The organism is Saccharothrix sp. NPDC042600 (assembly GCF_040647305.1).
In the GTDB taxonomy this organism is placed as follows: domain Bacteria; phylum Actinomycetota; class Actinomycetes; order Mycobacteriales; family Pseudonocardiaceae; genus Actinosynnema; species Actinosynnema mutabilis.
In genome coordinates this window covers 1-23,070 of record NZ_JBEZBW010000036.1, presented here as the reverse complement: position 1 = coordinate 23,070, position 23,070 = coordinate 1, and the positions used below count along the sequence as shown (strand labels likewise).

The following is a 23,070-nucleotide window of genomic DNA, read 5'->3' as shown; positions in this document are numbered from 1 at the left end:
GGTGTCGAAGAGCGTCGAGGACGTTCTCCCGCTCACCCCGCTCCAGCAGGGCATGGTCTTCCACGCCCTCCTCGGCGAGCAGACCGACGTCTACACGGTGCAGACCGTGCTGCGGTTGGCCGGTCCGGTGGACGCCGAGCGGCTCCACCGGGCCGTGGCCGCCCTGGTGCGGCGGCACGCCGTGCTGCGGGTGTCCTTCCGCACGCAGGCGTCGGGCCAGTTCGTCGGGGTCGTGCGGCGGACCGTCGAGGTGCCGTGGCGCGTGGTGGAGGACCCGGCGGACTTCCGGGCGTTCCTGGACGCCGAGCGCGCCGAGCCGTTCGACCTGGGACGCCCGCCGCTGGCCCGGTTCACGCTGGTGCGCCTGGGCGACGAGCACGCCCTGGTGATCTCCTCGCACCACCTGCTCTGGGACGGCTGGTCCGCGCCGGTGCTGGTGCGCGAGCTGTTCGCCCTGTACGGCGACGAGGACCTGCCGCCGGTGCGGCCGTTCCGCGACTACCTGACCTGGCTGTCCAAACAGGACACCGCCGCCGCTTCGGCCGCGTGGTCCGAGGCGTTGGCCGACCTCGACGGCCCCACTCTCGTGGGTTCGTCGGCGGATGCCGGCTTGCCGCGGCGCACCGAGTTCACGCTGTCGTCGGAGAGCACCGCGGCCCTGACCCGGTTCGCGCGCGAACGCGGCCTGACCCTGAACTCCGTGGTGCAGTCGGCGTGGGCCTTGGTGCTGGCGTCGCTGACCGGCCGCGACGACGTGGTGTTCGGCGCGACCGTCTCCGGCCGCCACCCCGACGTGCCCGGCGTCGAGTCCGTGGTCGGCATGCTGATCAACACCGTGCCGACCCGCGTCCGCCTGCGCCCGGCCGAGACCCTGGTGGAGCTGGCGACCCGCGTGCAGCGCGAGCAGGCCGCCCTGCTGGACCACCAGCACCTGGGGTTGGCCGACATCCAGCGCGCGGCCGGGCGGTCGCCGCTGTTCGACACCCTGCTGGTGTTCGAGAGCTACCCCGGCACCGACCTGGCCGACTCCCCGCTGACCGGGGTCGAGGTGCGCGACGCGACGCACTACCCGTTGGCGCTGCTGGTCGTCCCGGGCGAGACGGTGACGCTGCGCTTCGACCACGACCCGGCCCGCTTCGACAGCGCGGCGGTGGCCGGCGTCGCCGAACGCGTGCAGGACGTGCTGGGCCGTTTCGTCGCGACCCCCGAGCTGCCGGTGGCGCGCTTGCGGCCGTTGACCGACGCCGAGTACGCGAGGGTGGTCACCGCCCCCAACGCGACCGCGCACCCGGTTCCCGCCACGACTCTCGCGGAGTTGTTGGCAGCACAGGCTTCCCGCACCCCGGACGCCACCGCCGTCGTCTTCGAGGGCATCGGCACCACCTACGCCGAGCTGGACGCCCGAGCGTCGGAGCTGGCCGAACGCTTGGCGGGGCGCGGCGTGGGTCCGGGTCACGTGGTGGGCGTGCGGATGGACCGTTCTACAGACCTGATCGTGGCGCTTCTGGGCGTGGTGAAGGCCGGTGCGGCCTACCTGCCCCTGGACCCGTCGTACCCGGCGGACCGGCTGGCCATGATGATCGAGGACGCTCAGCCCACGGTGGTCCTGGAGCCGGGCCTGCTGACCGACGGCGACACCGCCGCGGTAACCCCGCCGTCTCCCGGCGACGCGGCGTACGTGATCTACACGTCCGGCTCGACCGGTCGCCCCAAGGGTGTGGTGGTCGAACACCGGGCGATCGTGAACCGTCTGTTGTGGATGCAGGACGAGTACGGCCTGACCGCCGACGACCGGGTGCTTCAGAAGACGCCGTCGAGCTTCGACGTGTCGGTGTGGGAGTTCTTCTGGCCGTTGATCACCGGTGCCACGTTGGTCGTGGCCAAGCCGGAGGGCCACAAAGACCCGGCCTACCTCGCCGACCTCATCGATCGTGAGCGGGTCACGACGGTGCATTTCGTGCCGTCGATGTTGAGGGCTTTCGTGGAGTCGGGTGCTCGGCCGGAGTCCTTGCGGCGGGTGATCTGCAGCGGCGAAGCCCTTCCGTCCGACCTCGCACAGGCCCTCCCTCATACCCACAACCTCTACGGCCCGACCGAAGCGGCCGTGGACGTCACGTACTGGCCGGTCGCCGAAGGAGCCGGCGAGACGACGGTGCCGATCGGCCGCCCGGTGTGGAACACGCAGGTGTACGTCCTGGACCGCCACCTGCGCCCGGTCGCGCCCGGCGTGGTGGGCGAGCTGTACCTGGGCGGCGTCCAGTTGGCCCGCGGCTACCTCAACCGCCCGGCGCTGACGGCGAGCCGTTTCGTGGCCAGCCCTTTCGCGGCCGGCGAGCGCCTGTACCGGACCGGTGACCTGGTGCGCTGGACCGGTGACGCCCTCGAATACCTGGGCCGGACCGACGACCAGGTAAAGTTGCGCGGTTTCCGCATCGAGTTGGGCGAGGTGGAGGCGGCTCTCACGGCTCTTCCCGGCGTGCGAGCGGCAGCGGCAACGGTCCACACCGGCCGCCAACAACTCATCGCCTACGTGGTGCCCGCTGACGCTGCCGCCGAGACCGCCGGTGCCGCCAGTGCCGCAGAGACCGTCGGTGGTGTGGGAATTGTCGGTGGGGCGTGGGAGAATGGTGTCGGGGGCCGGAGGCCGGCGCTGGACACCGCCGCCCTGCGCGCGGCGCTCGCGGAATCGTTGCCCGAGCAGCTCGTCCCCTCGACCATCGTCGTGCTGCCCGAACTCCCGCTCACCCCGAGCGGCAAGCTCGACCGCAAGGCGCTGCCCGAGCCGCAGGTCGTCGACGCCACCGCCGAAGCGCCCCGCGACCCGCGCGAGGAGATCCTGGCGGAGCTGTTCGCCGACGTCCTCGGCCTCGACCGGGTCGGCCGCGACGACGACTTCTTCGCCCTCGGCGGCCACTCGCTGCTCGCCACCCGCCTGGTCAGCCGCATCCGCCGGACGCTCAACGTCGACTTGCGCATCCGGGCGATCTTCGACGCGCCGACCGTCGCCCGCCTCGCGCGCCGCCTGGAAGGCGCCACCGACCGGCCGCCGCTGCACGCCCGTCCCCGCCCGGACGTCGTGCCGCTCTCGCCCGCGCAGCGCAGCCTGTGGTTCCTCCACGAGCTGGAGGGCCCGGACCCGGCCTACAACATCCCGCTCGCCGCGCGCCTGACCGGTCCGCTCGACGCCGACGCCCTCGACGCCGCGCTCACCGACGTGGTCACCCGGCACGAGTCGCTGCGGACCCTGCTCGACGCGGAGGGCCAGCACGTCCAGCCGCCGCGGGAAGTCCGGTGCGCCCGTCGGACCGGCGACGACGTCACGGGGTTCGTGGCGGAGGTGGCGCGGCGGCCGTTCCGGTTGGACGCCGAGATCCCGATCCGCGCGGAACTGCTCGCCGTCGACGCCGAGGACCACGTGCTGGTCCTGGTCGTCCACCACTCCGCCGCCGACGAGTGGTCGGCCCGGCCGCTGCTGCGCGACCTGTCCACCGCCTACGCCGCGCGCCGCGCCGGCGGTGCCCCGGAGTGGTCGCCGCTGCCGGTGCAGTACGCGGACTACACGTTGTGGCGGCAGGAGATCCCGGTCGAGGACCAGCGCGCGTACTGGACGCGGCGGCTGGAGGACGTGCCGGAGGAACTGCCCCTGCCGACCGACCGGCCCCGGCCGCACCGCCCGACCCGCGCGGCCGGCAGCGTCACCGTCGCCTTCCCGGACGGCCTGGCCGACCGGGTGCGGGCGTTGGCGCGCAAGCTCGGCGTGACGGAGTTGATGGTCGGCCAGGCCGCGACCGCCGTGCTGCTGTCGGCGCTGGGCGCGGGCGAGGACGTCCCGCTGGGCACGCCCGTCGCGGGCCGCACCGACGCGGCGTTGGACGACCTGGTCGGGTTCTTCGTCAACACGGTGGTGTTGCGCACGGACGTGTCCGGCGACCCGACGTTCCGGGAGCTGCTGGCGCGGGTGCGCGACAGCGACCTGGACGCGTTCTCGCACCAGGACCTGCCGTTCGAGCGGGTGGTGGAGGCCGTCGCGCCGCCCCGTGCGCCGGGTCGGCACCCGCTGTTCCAGGTGATGGTGTCGCAGCGGGACGTCACCGCGACCGAGCTGAGCCTGGCCGGCCTGGACGTGCGGCCGCTGGACGCCGGCGTGACGGGCGCGAAGTTCGACCTGGCGTTCCACTTCGGACCGGACGACTGCCAGGTGACGTTCGCGACGGACCTGTTCGACCCGTCCACTGTGGACGGAATGGCCCGCCGGCTCGTCCGGGTGCTGGCGGCGCTGGTGGACGCGCCGGACCGCAAGGTCGGCTCGGTGGACCTGCTGGACGACGACGAGCGCGCGCTGCTGGCGTCGTTCAACGACACGGCGGAGGAGCGCCCGGTCACGACGCTGACCGCGATGGTCGAGGAGCAGGTCGCGCGGACGCCCGACGCGCCGGCGGTGGAGTTCCACGACGAGCGGCTGACGTACGCGGAGCTGAACGACCTCGCCGACGCGCTGGCCGTGCGGCTGGCGGCGGTCGGGGTGGGGCCGGAGCGGACCGTCGGGATGCACTGGGAGCGGTCGCTGGAGCTGGTGGTCGGGCTGCTGGCGGTGGAGAAGGCGGGTGGCGCCTTCGTGCCGCTGGAGCCGTCGTGGCCGGCGCGGCGGATCGCGGAGGTGGCGGCGAGCGCGGGCCTGACGGCGGTGCTGAGCGGGCCGGGGCACGACGGGCCGGTGCGTGACCTGGGCGTTCCGGTGCTGCACGTGGAGTTGGGCGGCCTCCGGCCCCCGTCTCCAGTGTCGCACGGGGGTACGACAATTCCGGCCGAGGTGACGGGCGCGGCGGCTGCGGGAGACGCGGTCGGTGCGGGAGACGCGGCGGCTGCGGGAGAAGCGGCGGCTGCGGCGGGTGCGGGAGAGCCGGCGGGTGCGGCGGATGCTGGGCGGCCGGCGGGTGCTGGAGAGCCGGCGGGCGCTGGGCAGCCGGCGGTTGTCGGGGGAGTGGCGGCCGGCGGGGAGGCGGCGGGTGTTGGTCGGCCCGCGGCCCCTGCGCCGGGGGCGGGCGCGGGTCGCGTCGTCGTGGAGCCTGAGAGCTTGGCGTACGTCATCTACACCTCCGGGTCCACCGGCACCCCCAAGGGGGCGATGATCCGGCATCGGGCCATCACGCACCGGTTGCTCTGGCAGCGGGAGATGTTGGGGTTCGGGCCCGGGGACGCGGCGTTGTTCAAGGCTCCGCTCGGGTTCGACATCTCGATCAACGAGGTGTTCCTGCCGCTCGTCACCGGCGGCAAGCTGGTCATCGCCGAGCCCGGTGGGGAGCGGGACATCGAGTACCTGCTCGGGGTGATCGAGCGGCACCGGGTGACCTTCACCTACCTGCCCTCCTCGATCCTCGACCTGCTGGTCCAGGTGGACGGGTTCGCCGAGCGGGGTCGGTCGCTCAAGCACGTCTGGTGCGGTGGGGAAGTGCTCACGCCCGAGCTGTTCCAGCGGTTCCGGGCGGTCAGCGACGCGGTCATGTACCACGGGTACGGGCCCGCCGAGGCGACCATCGGGGTGAGCCACGTCGTCTACCGGGAGCCGGACGCCATGCGGCGCGCGGTGTCGATCGGGCGGCCCAACGGGAACACCCGGCTCCACGTGCTGGACCGGCACCTGCGGCAGGTGCCGGTGGACGTCCCGGGCGAGCTGTACGCCGGCGGCGTCTACCTCGGGCGCGGCTACATCAACGACCCGCGCCGCACCGCCGACCACTTCGTCGCGGACCCGTTCGGGCCGCCCGGCGAACGGCTCTACCGGACCGGCGACCTCGCCCGGTGGCGGGCGGACGGCACGTTGGAGTTCCTCGGGCGCGCCGACAACCAGATCAAGATCCGGGGCATGCGGGTCGAGCTGGAGGAGGTCGAAGCGGTCCTCGAACAGCACGGCGGGGTCCGGCGCGCCGTGGTCCTGTTGCGGGACAAGAAGCTCGTCGGGTACTGCCTCGGGTCCGAGGTGGACGGTCTCGCCGACTGGCTGCGGACCCGGCTGCCCGACCACATGGTGCCGCAGCGGTTCGTGTTCCTTGACGAGTTCCCGTTGCTGCCCTCGGGCAAGGTCAACCGCAAGGCGCTGCCCGAACCGGCGCCCGAACCGGTCAGCGGCGGCCGGGACGCCGAGACCGCCGCCGAGAAGCTGCTGTGCTCGCTGATGGCCGAGGTGCTGCGGGTGCCCAGGGTCTCGCCGGAGGACAACTTCTTCTCCCTCGGCGGCGACAGCATCCTGTCGATCCAGTTCGTCGGCAAGGCGCGCGCGGCCGGTCTGCGGATCTCGCCGCGCCAGGTGTTCGAGTTCCAGAACGCCGCCGCGCTGGCCCGGGTCGTCGGCGACCCGCCCGTCCAGCACGACGAGGACCGCGCCCTGGGCGTCGGTGAGGTGCCGCTGACGCCGATCATGCGCTGGTGGGCCGAGTCCGGCGACCCGCGCATGGCCCAGTCGGCGCTGCTGCGGGTGCCGCCGGCGTTCGGGCCGCAGGTGTTCGAGGAGGCCGTGCAGGCGCTGCTCGACCACCACGACCTGCTCCGGGCCCGACTGGTGAGCGGCGCGCTCCACGTGCCGCCCGCCGGGACCGTCACCGCCGACCTGACCCACGTGCGGGTCGAGGGCGACCTGGAACCGGTCGTGCGCGCCGAGCACGAGCGGTCGGTGGCCGAACTCGACCCGGCCGAAGGCGTGCTGCTGCGGGCGACCTGGTTCGACCTGGGGGAGAGCACCCCCGGCCGCCTGCTGCTCGTGCTGCACCACCTCGCGGTGGACGGCGTGTCCTGGCGCGTCCTGGCGGCGGACCTGGAGCAGGCCTTCACCGCCCGCCGCGAGGGCAACCCGGCGAAGCTGGAGCCGGTCCCGACGTCCTTCCGCTGGTGGGCCCGCAACCTGCCCACCCCGGGCGACGCCGAAGCCGACTGGTGGAGCCGCGCCCTGGCCGCCGACCCGGCCGCGATGTCGTACCCCCGTGGGACAATGGAAACCGGGGGGCGTGGCCCACGCCCGACCGCCGGCCGCCACACCGTCGAGATCGGCGGCGAGCAGGCGGAAGCGCTGTTGCGCGAGGTGCCGGCGGCGTTCCGCACGGGTACGCAAGAGGTGCTGCTGGCCGCCCTCGCCACGGCCCTGGGCCGAGGAGAACGGGTCGCGCTGGAAGGCCACGGCCGCGAGGAGCACCTGGTGCCGGGTGCGGACCTGTCCCGCACGGTCGGCTGGTTCACCACCGTCTTCCCGGTCCGCCTCGACCCCGCGCCCACCCCGGGCGACACCCTCAAGCGGGTCAAGGAGACCCTGCGCGCGGTGCCGAACAACGGCATCGGCCACGGCCTCCTGCGCGACCGCCTGACCGCCCCCGACCCGGAGATCGGCTTCAACTACCTGGGCCGCTTCGACGTCGGCGGCGCCGACGGCTTCTGGGTCCCCGCGCCCGAGCGGCTGCCCGCGCCGACCACCCAGCACCGGCCGCTGGAGATCGACGTGGTGACCGAGGACCGCGCGGACGGTCCCGTCATCAAGGCCACCTGGTCCTACACCGACCACGACCGGCAGGTGGCGGACCTGGCCGGGAAGTGGCGGCGGGCGCTGGACGCGCTGGTCGCCGAGGCCAGGGGCGGGGTGTCCGGGCTGACGCTGTCCGACGTCCCGCTGGTGTCGCTCAAGCAGGCCCAACTCGACAAGATCGCGGCGAAATGGCGGAAGAAGTGAGCGACCCGATCGAGGACGTGCTGCCGCTGTCCCCGTTGCAGCAGGGCATGGTGTTCCACGCGGTCTACGACGAGACCGCCGACGACGTCTACACGGTCCAGTTCGTGCTGGGCCTGACCGGCGACGTCGACCCGGACCGGCTGCGCGCCGCCGCCCAGGCCCTCCTGGAGCGGCACGCCAACCTGCGCGCCGCGTTCGTGCACGAGGACGTGGACGAGCCGGTCCAGGTGGTGCTGCGCGAGGTCGAGCTGCCGTGGGAGTCGCTTGAGCTGACCGAGGACCAGTTCACCGACTTCCTCGCTCGCGACCGAAAGGTGAAGTTCCAGCTCGACGACCCGCCGCTGCTGCGCATGACCCTGGTCAAGCTGGCGGACGGCGAGCACCGGCTGGTGCTGAGCAACCACCACGTCCTGCTCGACGGCTGGTCGCTGCCCCTGCTGGTCGGCGACCTGCTCGCCCTCTACCGGGGCACGACGCCGCCCGCGCCCCGACCCTTCCGGGACTACCTGGTGTGGCTGGCGAACCGGGACCGCGACGCGTCCGTCAAGGCCTGGCAGGAGGCTTTGGGCGACCTCGAAGGCCCGACCCTGCTCGCCCCCGCGGCGCCGAAGTCGCCCACCCGCCCGGACAAGCTCCGCCTGGACCTGCCGCGGGACCTGTCCGAGCGCCTCTACGCCCGCGCCCGCGAGCACGGCCTGACCGTGAACACGGTCGTCCAAGGCCTGTGGGGTCTGCTGCTGGCCCGCCTGACCAACCGCGACGACGTGGTCTTCGGCGCGACGGTGTCCGGTCGCCCCGCCGACCTGCCCGGCGTGGAGGGCATGGTCGGCCTGTTCATCAACACCGTCCCGGTCCGCGTCCGGGTGGACGGCACCCTGCGGGACGTGCTCAAGTCCGTGCAGGACGAGCAGGGGCGGTTGATCGAGCACCAGCACCTGGGCCTGACCGACGTGCAACGCGCGGCCGGCCACGGCGACCTGTTCGACACGCTCGTGGTCTTCGAGAGCTACCCCGTCGACCGGGACGCCGTCGCGGCGGCCGAGCGGGAAGCGGGGCTCGCGATCACCCGCGTCGAGGTCGAGGACTCCACCCACTACCCGCTGACCCTCGCGGTCGCGGCGGAGGAGCGGCTGTCGGTGGTGTTCGAGCACCGACCGGACGTGTTCCCCGCGCGGTGGGCGCAGCGCGTCGCCGCGTGGTTCGAGCGCGCCGCCCGGACCTTCGTCGCCGACCCGACCACCGAGGCCACCCGGGTCACCCTGCTCAGCGACGCCGAACTGGCCGACCTGCGCCGCTACGGCACCGGCAAGGCGCTCGACGTCCCCGCCGCGACCCTGCCCGAGGTGCTGGCCGAGCAGGCCCGCCGCACGCCCGACGCGGTGGCGGTCGTCGCGGGCGCGGAGAGGCTCACGTTCGCCGAGCTGAACACCCGCGCCAACCAGGTCGCCCGGGTCCTCGTGGAGCGGGGCGCCGGGCCGGAGGAGATCGTCGCCCTGAAGATGCCCGCCGGGCCGGACATGCTGGTCGCGCTCGCGGCCGTGTTCAAGGCCGGCGCGGCCTACCTGCCGGTGGACCCGGAGTGGCCGGCCGAGCGCATCGACTTCATGCTCGCCGACGCCGACCCGGCGATCGTGCTGACCGGACTGCCCGACGTCACGGGCGTCCCCGGCGACGACCTGCCCACCGCGCCCCGGCCCGAGCACCCCGCGTACGTCATCTACACGTCCGGTTCGACGGGGACGCCCAAGGCCGTCGTCGTGCCGCACCGGTCGATCCGCAACCTGCTGGTCAGCCACCGCGCCGACCTGTTCGACCCGGCCCAGGCCCGGTTGGGCCGGCCGCTGCGGGTCGCGCACGCGTGGCCGATGGCGTTCGACGCGTCCTGGCAGCCGATGCTGTGGATGTTCGCCGGGCACGAGATGCACCTGGTGCCCGCCGACGTCCGCCGCGACGCCGACCTGCTGCGCGCGTTCCTCAACGACCACCGCATCGAGTTCGTGGAGTTGTCGCCGTCGCTGCTGGCGCAGGTGGCCGCCGAACCGGGCTGGCGCGGCGGGCTGAAGGTGCTGGGCGTGGGCGGCGAGGCGGTGCCGCCGTCGCTGTGGCGGTCGCTGCGCGACGAGCCCGACCTGGCCGTGTGGAACCTCTACGGGCCCACCGAGTGCACCGTGGACTCGGCGGCGTGCGACTTCGACCGCACCGAGAACCCGTGCATCGGTTCGCCGGTAGGCAACGCGCAGGCCTACGTGCTGGACCGCCACCTGCGGCCGTGCCCGGTCGGGGTGGAGGGCGAGCTGTACCTGGCCGGCGCGGGCCTGGCCCGGGGCTACCTCAAGCGGCCGGGCACCACGGCGGAGCGGTTCGTCGCCGATCCGTTCGGCCCGCCCGGCACCCGCATGTACCGCACCGGCGACGTGGCCCGGTGGAACGCCGAGGGCCTGATCGAGCTGCTGGGCCGGGTGGACGACCAGGTCAAGATCCGCGGGTTCCGCATCGAGCCGGGCGAGATCGAGGCCGTGCTGCTGCGCGACGAGCGCGTGGAACGGGCCGTCGTGGTGCCGCGCGAGGACGTGCCGGGCGTGAAGCGGCTCGTCGCCTACGTCGTGGCGAGCGGCACCGAGGGCCTGCGGGAACGGGTCGCGGCGGCCCTGCCCGAGCACATGGTGCCCGCGGCCGTCGTCGCCGTGGACCGGTTCCCGTTGACCCGCAACGACAAGCTCGACGTGAAGGCGCTGCCCGCGCCGGACTACACGACGACGGCGTCCCGACCACCCGCAGGCGACCGCGAACGCCGGATCGCCGACCTGTTCGCCGAGGTCCTGGGCCTGCCCGAGGTGGGCGCGGACGACAGCTTCTTCGCGCTGGGCGGCGACAGCATCGTGTCCATGCGGCTGGTCAGCAAGGCGCGCGGCGCGGGGCTGTCGTTCAGCCCCAAGGACGTCTTCGAGCACCGCACGGTCGCCGGCCTCGCCCGGGTCGTCCGCGACGCCGTCCACGGCGGACCGTCCGACGCCGGGATCGGCGAGGTGCCGCTGACCCCGATGCTGCACTGGCTCAACGACAACGCCCCCTACGACCGGCTCAGCCAGGCGCGCATGCTGTGCACGCCCGCCGAGCTGACCCGGGACCGGCTGGTGGGTCTCGTCGCGGCCCTGCTCGACCGGCACGACGTGCTGCGGGCGACGTTCGACGGCACGTTCACCGTCCGGCCGCGCGGAGCCGTGGACGCGGACGCGTGCGTGCGCCGGATCGACGCCTCGGACCTGGAGTACGCCGACATCGCCGAACAGCTCAGCGCGGTGATGGAGGAGGAGTTGGCCGGGCTGCGGCCCGCGACCGGCGACATGGTCCGGTTCGTGTGGTTCGACACCGGCCCGACCCGCGCCGGCCGCCTGCTGGTCCTGCTGCACCACCTGGTCGTGGACGGCGCGTCCTGGGGCGTGCTGGTGCCCGAGCTGGCCGACCTGTGGGCCGGGCGCGAACTGCCGCCGGTCGGCACGTCGTTCCGCGAGTGGGCGGTGGGCCTGACCGGAGCGGCCCGCGCCAGGACCGCCGAACTGCCGCTGTGGCGGGACGTCCTGTCCGGCCCCGACCCCGTGCTGGGCGCCCGCCGCCTCGACCCCGCGGTGGACACCCGCGCCACCATGCGCGCCACCCGCACGGTCCTCGACGCCGACACCACCGCCGCGCTGCTGACCACGGTCCCCGCGCGGCACGGCGTCACCGTGGACGACGTCCTGCTCGCCGGCCTCGCGCACGCCGTGGCCCGGTGGCGCGGCACGGCCGACGACACCTCGCTGCTGCTGGCGCTGGAGGGCCACGGCCGGGAGGAGGCGGTCGTGCCCGGCGCGGACCTGTCCGGCACGGTCGGCTGGTTCACCAGCGTCTTCCCGGTCCGGGTGGACCCGGGCGACCTGACCGCGAGCGTCCACAAGGGACTCCTGCGGGTCAACGAGCAGCTCGCGCTGCCCGACAAGGGCATCGGCCACGGCCTGCTGCGCCACCTCAACCCCGACACGGCCGCGGAGCTGGCGGCCCTGCCCGAGCCGCAGGTCGAGTTCAACTACCTGGGCCGGCTCACCCTCGGCGAGCGCGCCGGCGAACCGTGGTCCGGCGCGCCCGAGGTGGGCGCGATGGGCGGCGGCGTCGACGACGCCATGCCCGCGCCGTACTGCCTGGTGCTCAACGCGCTCGTGCGCGGCGACACCCTCGAAGCGGACTGGCAGTGGCCGGCCGCCCTGTTCAGCGAAGACCGGATCCACCAGCTCTCGCGCGAGTGGTTCACCGCGCTGGCGCTGATCGCGAAGGAGACCCCTGGTGAGTGACCTGGCCGCCCGCAAGCGCGAACTCCTGCGCCGACGGCTGGCGCAGGCCGGTCTGGCGAGCACGACGCAGATCCCGAAGCGGACCTCCGACGACGACCTGCCGCTGTCCTACGCGCAGTCCCGCATGTGGTTCCTCCAGCAGATCGCGCCGAACAGCCCGGCCTACAACGTGTGCCTGGCGATCGAGCTGCGCGGCGCGCTGGACACCGCCGCCCTGCACCGCTCGTTCCAACGCCTGGTGGAGCGGCACGAGATCCTGCGCACCCGCTACACCGCCGGCGACGACGGCGAGCCGCGCCAGGTCGTGGACCCGTACGCGGTGGTCACCATGCCCGAGTCCGACCTGCGCGGCCTCACCCCCGAGGAGCGCGAGCGGACCGTGCGCAAGGTCGCCCGAGCCGAGTCGGGGTACGTGTTCGACCTGCGCCGCGACCACCCGCTGCGGCTGCGGCTGTTGCGCCGCGCCGACGACGACCACGTGCTGGTGCTGACCGTGCACCACATCGCGTGGGACGGCTTCACCTTCAACACCCTGTCCCGGGACCTGTCCGCGCTCTACCGCGAGGACACCACCGGGCAGCCCGCCGGCCTGGAGCCGCTGCCCGTGCAGTACGCGGACTTCGCGGTGTGGCAGCGCCGGACGTTCACCGACGAGCGCCTGGCCCGCGACCTCGACCACTGGCGGCGCGCGCTGGACCCGATGCCGGAGAACCTGCCGCTGCCCACCGACCTGCCCCGCCCGGCCCTGCGCTCGGACCGCGGCGACCGCCGGTTCCGCACGTTCGACACCGCCGTGACCGACGGGATCGCCGAGTTCGCGCAGGCCCGGGGCGTCACGCCGTTCATGGTGGTGTTCGCCGCGTACGCCGCCCTGCTGGGCCGGTACACCGGCGCGACGGACGTGCCGATCGGGTCGGCGTCGATGAACCGCGACGCCGGCGAGGTCGAACGGCTCATCGGCAACTTCGGCAACACGCTGGTGCTGCGCGCGGACCTGTCCGGCGACCCGACGTTCGCCGACCTGGTGGCTCGCGTGCAGGAGGTGTGCACCGACGGCTACGCCCACCAGGACCTGCCGTTCGACCTGCTGGTGGAACGCCTGCGCCCGCCGCGCGTGCCGGGCCGGTCGGTGCTGTTCGACGTGATGCTGCTGTTCCTGACCCAGGGGTTGCAGGGCTTCCAGCTGCCCGGCGTGGAGGCGAGCTGGGAGACGGTGCACAACGACACCACCCAGTTCGACCTGGCGCTGGAGGCGTTCCTGACCGACGGCCGGATGCGCGTGGAGGCCACGTACTCGACGGAACTGTTCACCGCGGCCACCGTCGACCGCTTCCTGACCCACCTGGAACGCCTGCTCGCCGCCGGCCTCACCGGCCCCGACCGCCGGCTGCGCGACCTGGACTTCCTCGACCCCGACGAACAGGCCCGCCTGGTCGGGCCGTCGGTGGAGGTCCCCGAGACGACCCTCGCGGAGTTGTTGGCGGCACAGGCTTCCTGCACTCCCGACGCGACCGCTGTGGTGTTCGAGGGCGTCGGCACCACCTACGCCGAGTTGGACGCGCGGGCGTCCGAGTTGGCCGGTCGGTTGGCGGGTCGTGGCGTGGGTCCGGGTCACGTGGTGGGCGTGCGGATGGACCGTTCGCTGGACCTGGTCGTGGCTCTGGTGGGTGTGGTCAAGGCCGGTGCGGCTTACCTGCCCTTGGACCCGTCGTATCCGGCGGACCGGTTGGCCATGATGATCGAGGATGCCCGGCCCACGGTGGTCCTGGAGCCGGGCCTTCTGGCCGACGGCGAGATCGCCGAGGTCGTACCGCCTCGCCCGGGTGATGCCGCTTATGTCATCTACACGTCGGGTTCGACGGGTCGTCCCAAGGGTGTTGTGGTGCAGCACCGGGCGATCGTGAACCGGTTGCTGTGGATGCAGGACGAGTACGGCCTGATCGCTGATGACCGGGTGTTGCAGAAGACGCCGTCGAGTTTCGACGTGTCGGTGTGGGAGTTCTTCTGGCCGCTGGTCACCGGTGCGACGCTGGTCGTGGCGAAGCCCGAGGGGCACAAGGACCCGGCGTACCTCGCCGACCTGATCGCCCGGGAGCGGGTCACGACGGTGCACTTCGTGCCGTCGATGTTGAGGGCTTTCGTCGAATCGGGCGCCCGGCCGGAAAGCCTGCGGCGGGTGATCTGCAGTGGCGAGGCGCTGCCGTCCGACCTGGGCCGCGCCCTGCCGCACACGCACAACCTGTACGGCCCGACGGAAGCGGCCGTGGACGTCACGTACTGGCCGGTGACCGAGGGCGCGGGCCAGGGCACCGTCCCCATCGGCCGGCCGGTGTGGAACACGCAGGTGTACGTCCTGGACCGGTTCCTCAAGCCGGTCGGACCGGGCGTGGCGGGGGAGCTGTACCTGGGCGGCGTGCAACTCGCGCAGGGCTACCTGAACCGCCCGGCGCTGACGGCGAGTCGTTTCGTGGCCAGCCCTTTCGCGCCCGGCGAGCGCCTGTACCGCACTGGTGACCTGGTGCGCTGGACCGGCGACGCCCTGGAGTACTTGGGCCGGACCGACGACCAGGTGAAGCTGCGCGGTTTCCGCATCGAGCTGGGCGAGGTGGAGGCGGCTCTCACGGCTCTGCCCGGCGTGCGAGCGGCAGCGGCGACGGTCCACACCGGCCGCCAGCAACTCATCGCCTACGTCGTGCCCGCTGAGACCGCCGGTGCCGCCGGTGCCGCCGGTGCCGCTGGTGGGGCGGAGGTTGTCGGTGGTGCCGGAATTGTCGGTGGGGCGTGGGAGAATGGTGACGGGGGCCGGAGGCCGGCGCTCGACCCCGCCGCCCTCCGCGCGGCGGTCGCGGCCGGCCTGCCCGAGCAGCTCGTCCCCTCGACCATCGTGGTGCTGCCCGAACTCCCGCTCACCCCGAGCGGCAAGCTCGACCGCAAGGCGCTGCCCGAGCCCGAGGTGACCGCGGCCACCCGCCACGAAGAACCGCGGACCCGCGCCGAACGCACCCTCGCCGCGCTGTTCGCCGAACTCCTCGGCGTCCCCGAGGTCGGCCGCCACGACGACTTCTTCGCCCTCGGCGGTCACTCCCTGCTCGCCACCCGCCTGGTCGGCCGCATCCGCGCGGACCTCAACGTGGAACTGGCCATCGGCGAGGTCTTCGACGCCCCGACGGTCGCCGGGCTCGCGGCCCTGCTCGACGGCGGCGGGCGCAAGCGCCCCGCCCTCACCCCGATGCCACGCCCGCGCCGCACCCCGCTGTCCTCGGCCCAGCAGCGCCTGTGGTTCCTCTACCGCCTCGAAGGCCCGAGCGCGACCTACAACGTCCCGTTCGCCGTCCGCATCGACGGCCGCCTGGACGTGGACGCCCTCGGCCTCGCCCTCGCCGACGTCGTCCGCCGCCACGAAGTCCTGCGCACCGTCTACCCCGAGTTCGAGGGCAAGCCGTACCAGCAGGTCCTGGACGTCCTGCCGACCCTGATCAAGGACACCGGCGACCCGCGCGACGCCGCCGCCCGCAGGTTCGAGCTGGACCGCGAACCGCCGTTCGAGGCCAGGCTCCACCGGGTCGGCGACCACCACGTGCTGTCCCTGCTCACGCACCACATCGCCAGTGACGGCTGGTCCGCCGAACGCCTGGTCGCCGACCTCGCCACCGCCTACACCGAACGCGAGCGCGGCCGGACCCCCGGCTGGGCCCCGCTGCCGGTCCAGTACGCGGACTACGCGCTGTGGCAACGCGACCTGCTCGGCAACGACGCCGACCCCAAGAGCCTCGCCGCCGAACAGCTCGCCCACTGGACCGCCGCGCTGGCCGGGCTGCCCGAGGAGATCACCCTCCCGACCGACCGCCCCCGCCCCGCCGAGGCGACCTACGCCGGCGACGCGGTGCCGTTCCGGCTCTCACCGCGCACCCACCGGGCGCTGGCGGAGCTGGCCCGCCAGTCCGGCGGCACGGTGTTCATGACCGTGCAGGCCGCGGTCGCGGCCCTGCTCAACCTCCTCGGCGCGGGCGACGACGTCCCGATCGGCGCGCCCGTCGCCGGCCGCACCGACGCCGCCCTGGACGGCCTGGTCGGGTTCTTCGTCAACAACCTGGTGCTGCGCAACGACCTCAGCGGCGACCCGACCTACCGGCAGTTGCTGGACCGGGTGCGGCGCACCGACCTGGCCGCGTTCGCCCACCAGGACCTGCCGTTCGAACGGCTGGTGGAGGCGCTCAACCCGGCCCGGTCGCTGGGCCGGCACCCGCTGTTCCAGGTGATGCTCGCGTTCAACCAGGCCCCCGGCGGGCCGGTGCCGTTCGGCGCGGCGTCCCTGCGCGAACAGCACGTCGACTTCTACACCGCCCGGCTGGACCTGTCGTTCCACCTGTTCGAGCACGGCGGCGACGGCGGCCTGGACGGCTGGCTGGTCTACGCGGAGGACCTGTTCGACCGGGCCACGGTGGAGGCCGTCGTCGCCCGGTTCGTCCGACTGGTGGACGACCTGGTCGCGGCCCCGGACCGGCCGCTGTCCCGGTTCAGCGTGCTGACGCCGGAGGAGCGGGAGGCCGCTCTCGCCCGCACCACCGACCGCCCCGTGCCGGCCACGACCCTCGCGGAGTTGTTGGCGGCACAGGCTTCCCGCACCCCCGACGCGACCGCTGTGGTGTTCGAGGGCGTCGGCACCACCTACGCCGAGTTGGACGCTCGGGCTTCCGAGTTGGCCGGTCGGTTGGCGGGCCGTGGCGTGGGTCCGGGTCACGTGGTGGGCGTGCGGATGGACCGTTCGCTGGACCTGGTCGTGGCTCTGGTGGGTGTGGTCAAGGCCGGTGCGGCTTATCTGCCCTTGGACCCGTCGTATCCGGCGGACCGGTTGGCCATGATGATCGAGGACGCCCAGCCCACGGTCGTGCTGGAGCCGGGCTTGCTGAGCGACGGCGAGATCGCGGAACCGGCGAAGTCCAGGCCGGGCGATCCCGCCTATGTCATCTACACGTCGGGTTCTACGGGGCGTCCCAAGGGTGTGGTGGTCGAACACCGGGCGATCGTGAACCGGTTGTTGTGGATGCAGGACGAGTACGGCCTGACCGCTGACGATCGGGTGTTGCAGAAGACGCCGTCGAGTTTCGACGTGTCGGTGTGGGAGTTCTTCTGGCCTCTCATCACCGGTGCGACGCTGGTCGTGGCGAAGCCGGAGGGTCACAAGGACCCGGCTTATCTGGCGGATCTCATCGATCGTGAGCGGGTCACGACGGTGCATTTCGTGCCGTCGATGTTGAGGGCTTTCGTGGAGTCGGGTGCCCGGCCGGAGTCCTTGCGGCGGGTGATTTGCAGCGGCGAAGCCCTTCCGTCGGACATCGCGCAGGCTCTGCCGCACACGCACAACCTGTACGGCCCGACGGAAGCGGCTGTGGACGTGACGTACTGGCCGGTGTCCGAAGGCACCGGTGAGACGACGGTGCCGATCGGCCGCCCGGTGTGGAACACGCAGGTCCATGTCCTGGACCGCGCGCTGCGCCCGGTGCCGGACGGCGTCGCGGGGGAGCTGTACCTGGGCGGTGTCCAGCTCGCGCGGGGCTACCTCAACCGCCCGGCGCTGACGGCGAGTCGTTTCGTGGCCGACCCGTTCGCGCCCGGCGAGCGCCTCTACCGCACGGGCGACCTGGTGCGGCGTCGGGGAGACGCCCTGGAGTACCTCGGCCGCACCGACGACCAGGTCAAGCTGCGGGGCTTCCGGGTCGAGCTGGGCGAGGTCGAGGCCGCCGCGAGCGCGGTCGAGGGTGTCCGGCAGGCGGCCGTGGTGGTGCGGGACGACCGGCTCGTCGCCTACGTCGTGGGCCGGGCCGACATCCGCGACGACCTGGCCCGCGTGCTGCCCGAGCACATGGTCCCGGCGGTCGTGGTCGAACTGCCCGAACTCCCGCTCACCCCGAGCGGCAAGCTGGACCGCAAGGCCCTGCCCGCGCCGGACTTCGCGGCGCTGGCCGGTCACGCCGAGCCGGCCACCGAGCGCGAGGCCGTGCTGTGCGCGTTGTTCGCGGAGGTGCTCGGACTGCCGCAGGTCGGCGCGCAGGACAGCTTCTTCGCGCTGGGCGGTGACAGCATCATGTCCGTGCAGCTGGTCAGCCGCGCCCGCAAGGCCGGGGTGGCGATCACGCCGCGACAGGTGTTCGAGCACCGCACCCCGGCGGCCCTCGCGGCGCTCACCGCGGCGGCCGTGGTCACGACCGACGACCCGGTGGGCCGCGTCGCACCGACCCCGATCATGCGGTGGACCAAGGGCGGCCTCGCGCAGGCGATGCTGCTGGTGGCCCCCGGAGGTCTGACCGAGGACGGGCTGGTCCGCACCGTCCAGGCGGTCCTGGACCGGCACGACGTGCTGCGCGCCCGGTGGGACGGCAGCACGCTGGTCGTGCCCGAGGAGTCGTTCGACGCCAGGGAGATCATCCGCAAGGCCGAGCGGGGGTTGGACGACGAGCTGCTCGCCGCCCGCGACCGCCTCACCCCCGACCGGCTGGTCCAGGTCGTGTGGTTCGCCCCCGACCGGGTGCTGGTCGTCGCCGACCACCTGGTGGTGGACGGCGTGTCGTGGCGCATCCTCTCCGACGACCTCGCCGACGCCTGGGCCGGCCGCCCGCTGACCCGCACCGGCACGTCCTTCCGCCGCTGGGCCGAACTGCTGGCCGCGCAGGAGCGCGGCGGCGAGACCGGGCTGTGGCGGGACGTCCTCGACGGCGCGGACCCCGTGCTGACCAGGGGCGGCGGGCACGTCACCGCGTTCTCGGCGCCGCTGCCCGAGGGCGCGGAGCAAGCCGGTGTGCGGGAACTGCTGCTCTCGGCGTTCGCGCAGGCAGTGGAGTCGTGGCGCGGGCGCAAGGGCGATGTCGTGGTGGCCGTCGAAGGCCACGGGCGCGAAGAGCACATCGCGCCCGGCGTGGACCTGTCCGGCACGGTCGGCTGGTTCACCACGGTCTTCCCCGTCCGGCTGCGCCCCGGCGCGCGGCTGCGCGACATCAAGGACCAGCTGGACTCGTTGCCCGACAACGGCATCGGCTACGGCCTGGTCCGCCCGCTCGCGGGCCTGCGGGAACCGACGATCGTGGTCAACTACCACGGCCGGCTGCGCGTGGGCGACGGGTCGCCGTGGACGCCCGCGCCGGAGGCGCCGGTGCTGCGCGTGCCGGCGAAGGTGGAGCACTGGGCGTTGGAGGTCAACGCCGTCGTCATCGGCGACGAGTTGCGGGTGGAGGTGGTCGGGGCCGACGAACCCGGCCTGGTCTCCTCGTTCCGCACCGCGTTGGCGGGCAGCGCGCCGACCACGCGGGACACGGCCCTGGTGGACGTTTCCGAAGCAGAGATCGACGAGTTCGAAGTGGAGCTGGGCACGTGGTGAGTCAGCAGCCGACGGCGGGGGAACTCCTGCGCGAGGTCACCGACCTGTTGGGACCCGAGGCCGCGGGCCTGTCCGACCAGGACAGCCTGATCGAGTGGGGTCTGGACTCCATCCAGCTCATGCAGGTGGCCAACAGGTGGCGCCGGCGCGGCATCAAGGTGCCGTTCGCGTTGCTGGCCAAGCGCCCGACGCTGGCCGGCTGGCGGGAGATCCTGGCCGAGGCGGCCGGCGTCGCGCCCGAGCCGGAGCCGGCGGTCGAGGTCGACGAGGACGCGCCGTTCCCGCTCGCCCTGATGCAGCACGCCTACTGGATCGGCCGCGACGAGGAGGCCACCCTCGGGTCCGTCGCCGCCCACCTGTACGTGGAGTTCGACGGGCCGGACCTCGACCCGGAGCGCCTCGCCGACGCGGTGCGCAAGCTGGTGGCGCGGCACGGGATGCTGCGCGCGGAGTTCGGCGACGACGGCCGCCAGCGCATCCTGCCGCGGCGCCGCCAGGACCCGGTGGTCGTGCACGACCTGCGCGAGGCCGCCGACGACGTGGTCGAGCGGACGTTGGAGGAGCTGCGAGACGCCTCCTCGCACGCCCGCCTGGACGTGGCGCGCGGCGAGGTGTTCAAGATCCAGCTCTCCCGCCTGCCCGGCGGGAAGGCGCGGCTGCACGTGGACGTGGACATGCTCGCCGCGGACGCCCTGAGCTACCGGGTCCTGCTGGCCGACCTCGCCCGCTACTACGACGAGCCCGACCACGAGCCCGCGCCCATCGACTACAGCTACCCGCGCTACCTGGCCGAGCGCGAGGTCACCAAGGCCGCCGAGCGCGAGCAGGCCCGCCAGTGGTGGCAGCACCGGATCCCCGAGCTGCCCACCGCGCCGGACCTGCCGCTGGTGGAGGGCGACTCGTCACGCGTGACCCGCCGGCACCACTGGCTCGCGCCCGAGGACCGCAAGCGGCTGGCCGCCCGCGCCCACGAGCACGGCGTCACCCCGGCCATGGCGGTGGCCGCCGCGTTCGCCGAGACGCTGTCGGCGTGGAGCGCGCAGCCCCGGTTCCTGATGAACCTGCCGATGTTCGACCGGCAGAGCACCCACCCGGACGTGGACAAGCTGGTCGGCGACTTCACCTCCTCGGTGCTGCTGGAGGTGGACCTGTCGGAGGAGGCCCCCTTCGCCGAGCACGCCAAGGCGTTGCAGGCCCGCATGCACGAGGACGCCGCGCACTCGGCGTACTCCGGCGTGGAGGTGCTGCGCGACCTGTCCCGCCACCACGGCGAGCAGGTGCTGGCCCCGGTCGTGTTCACCAGCGCCCTGAACCTGGGCGAGCTGTTCGACGCGCGGGTGCGCCGCTGCTTCGGCGACGCGGTGTGGATCATCTCCCAGGGCCCGCAGGTGCTGCTGGACGCGCAGGTCACCGAGGTCAACGAAGGCCTGCTGATCAACTGGGACGTGCGGGAGGGGTCGTTCCCCGAGGGCGTGGTGGACGCGATGTTCGCCGCGTTCCGGGACCTGGTCACGAGCCTGGGGCAGCGTGACGACGTGTGGGAGCTGCCGGTCGGCAACGCGCTGCCGGCTGCCCAGTTGGAGGTTCGTGCGCGGGCCAACGCGACGGACGGGCCGCGCAGCGGGAACCTGTTGCAGGACGGGTTCTTCGCGCAGGCCCGCCGCACCCCGGACGCGCCCGCGTTGTTGTGGGGCCGGGATGGTGCGCTGACCTATGGCGAGTTGGCGGACCGGGCGTTGCGGATCGCGGCTTCGTTGCGGGACAAGGGTGTTTCGGTCGGCGACCTGGTCGGGGTGAGCATGCCCAAGGGACCGGACCAGATCGCGGCCGTGCTGGGTGTGTTGGCGGCGGGCGCGGGGTACGTGCCGATCGGCGTGGACCAGCCGCCGGCGCGGGCCGAGCGGATTCGGCGCATCGCGGGGCTTGAGCATGTGTTGACGGACGTGTTGGGCGCGATCGAGCCGTTGGTTGAGCGGTTGGTTGAGCCGTTGGCCGAGCGGTTGGTTGAGCCGTTGGCCGAGCCGGTGCGGGGTGGGGAGGAGGACGTGGCGTATGTGCTGTTCACGTCCGGCTCGACCGGTGAGCCCAAGGGTGTCGAGGTGCCGCATCGGGCGGCGGTGAACACGATCGACGACCTGAACGAGCGGTTCGGGGTCGGGCCGGACGACCGGTGCCTCGCGGTGTCGGCGCTGGAGTTCGACCTGTCCGTCTACGACGTGTTCGGGCTGCTGGCGGCGGGCGGCGCGGTCGTGCTGGTGGAGGCGGGCGACCGCAAGGACGCCCGCCAGTGGGTCGAACTCGCGGCGGCTCGTGGGGTGACGCTGGTCAACTGCGTGCCGGCGCTGCTGGACATGCTGCTGGTGGCCGCTCGGCCCGGTGAGCTGGCCGAGCTGCGCACGGTGCTGCTGGGCGGTGACTGGGTGGGGACCGACCTGCCGGGGCGCGTGCACGCGCAGGCCCCGGCGTGCCGGTTCGCCGGGTTGGGCGGCACGACCGAGACCGCCATCCACTCCACGGTGTGCGAGGTGGACGCGTCGACCGGGGTGCCGCCGCACTGGCGGTCCGTCCCTTATGGCACGCCTTTGCGGAACGTGGCGCTGCGGGTGGTCGATGTGCGGGGTCGGGACTGCCCGGATTGGGTGACCGGGGAGCTGTGGATCGGCGGGGATGGCGTCGCGCATGGCTATCGGGCTGACCCTTCGCGCACGGCGGACCGGTTCGTGGGTCATGAAGGCCGACGTTGGTACCGGACGGGTGACCTCGCGCGGTACTGGCCGGACGGGACGGTCGAGTTCCTGGGGCGTCGGGACCACCAGGTGAAGGTGCGCGGCATGCGCATCGAGTTGGGCGAGGTCGAGGCGGCGCTGGCCGAGCATCCCGGTGTGCGACGCGGTGTGGCCGGTGTGGCGGGGTCGCAGTTGGTGGCGGCCGTGGCTGGTGCGGTTGATGGTGCTGCGGTTGATGGCGAAGAGGTGCGTTCCTTTGTGCGGTCCCTGTTGCCGCCGCACATGGTGCCGGTGCGGGTGGTGGTGCTGGACGAGATGCCGTTGACCGCCAACGGGAAGGTCGATCGCAAGGCGGTGGCTGCTTCCTGGCAGGCCGAGACCGAGAGCTACGTGGCTCCGGTGACCCCGGTGGAGCAGGTGCTGGCGAAGGTGTGGGCCGAGGTGCTGGGCGTCGAGCGGGTGGGGTTGGACGACCCGTTCTTCGCGCTGGGCGGGGATTCGGTGCTGGCGACCATGATCGTGGGTCGGTTGCGGGAGGCGCTGGACACCTCGGAGGTGACCGTAAGGACGTTGTTCGGGACGTTGACGGTGGGGGCTATGGCGGCTCGGATGCAGGCCGATGAGTCGGTGCCGGGGCGGTTGGCGCAGGTCGCGGAGATCTTCCTGGAGGTTGACGCGTTGTCCGAGGAGGACCTGGAAGCGCAGCTCTGAGGGCGGGCGCGGATGAGCCGCTCCCCTGGAGTGGACTGGGGAACCGGTTCCGCTCTTGGGGAGCGGCCCTCTTCGCATTTGAACTAGCGAAGAGCGGAGAGATCAAAAGCGAAGAGCAAGAGCGAAGAGCAAGAGCTAAAAGCGGCGCTCGCCGCGCGGCAGGCCCCCGGGGGTGGAAGGGCGTCGGTTCGTTCCCCGTACGGCCTGCCGGAGGCAACCACCCTT

General features: G+C 73.1%; 4 protein-coding genes. All 4 read left to right on the top strand.

What is annotated here, in order from left to right:
• Position 1: 1 nt before the first annotated feature.
• From AB0A74_RS21815 to AB0A74_RS21800, 4 genes are read left to right on the top strand one after another with little or no spacing between them, the layout of a single operon-like run.
• Positions 2–7,711 (top strand): amino acid adenylation domain-containing protein, encoded by a 7,710-nt coding sequence (locus AB0A74_RS21815; protein ID WP_358251965.1) that lies wholly within the window; start codon positions 2–4, stop codon positions 7,709–7,711.
• The gene (locus tag AB0A74_RS21810; protein ID WP_358251964.1) at positions 7,708–12,036 is read left to right on the top strand and encodes an amino acid adenylation domain-containing protein; all 4,329 of its coding nucleotides are present in this window, start codon (positions 7,708–7,710) and stop codon (positions 12,034–12,036) included. Before AB0A74_RS21815 ends, AB0A74_RS21810 begins: the two co-directional genes overlap by 4 nt.
• Entirely contained in the window at positions 12,029–19,408 is a 7,380-nt protein-coding gene (locus AB0A74_RS21805; protein WP_358251962.1) for an amino acid adenylation domain-containing protein, read from the top strand. The genes AB0A74_RS21810 and AB0A74_RS21805 overlap by 8 nt, the downstream gene beginning before the upstream one ends.
• Positions 19,402–22,845, top strand: a complete 3,444-nt coding sequence (locus AB0A74_RS21800; RefSeq protein WP_358251961.1) for an amino acid adenylation domain-containing protein — start codon at positions 19,402–19,404, stop codon at positions 22,843–22,845. The genes AB0A74_RS21805 and AB0A74_RS21800 overlap by 7 nt, the downstream gene beginning before the upstream one ends.
• Positions 22,846–23,070: the final 225 nt, after the last annotated feature.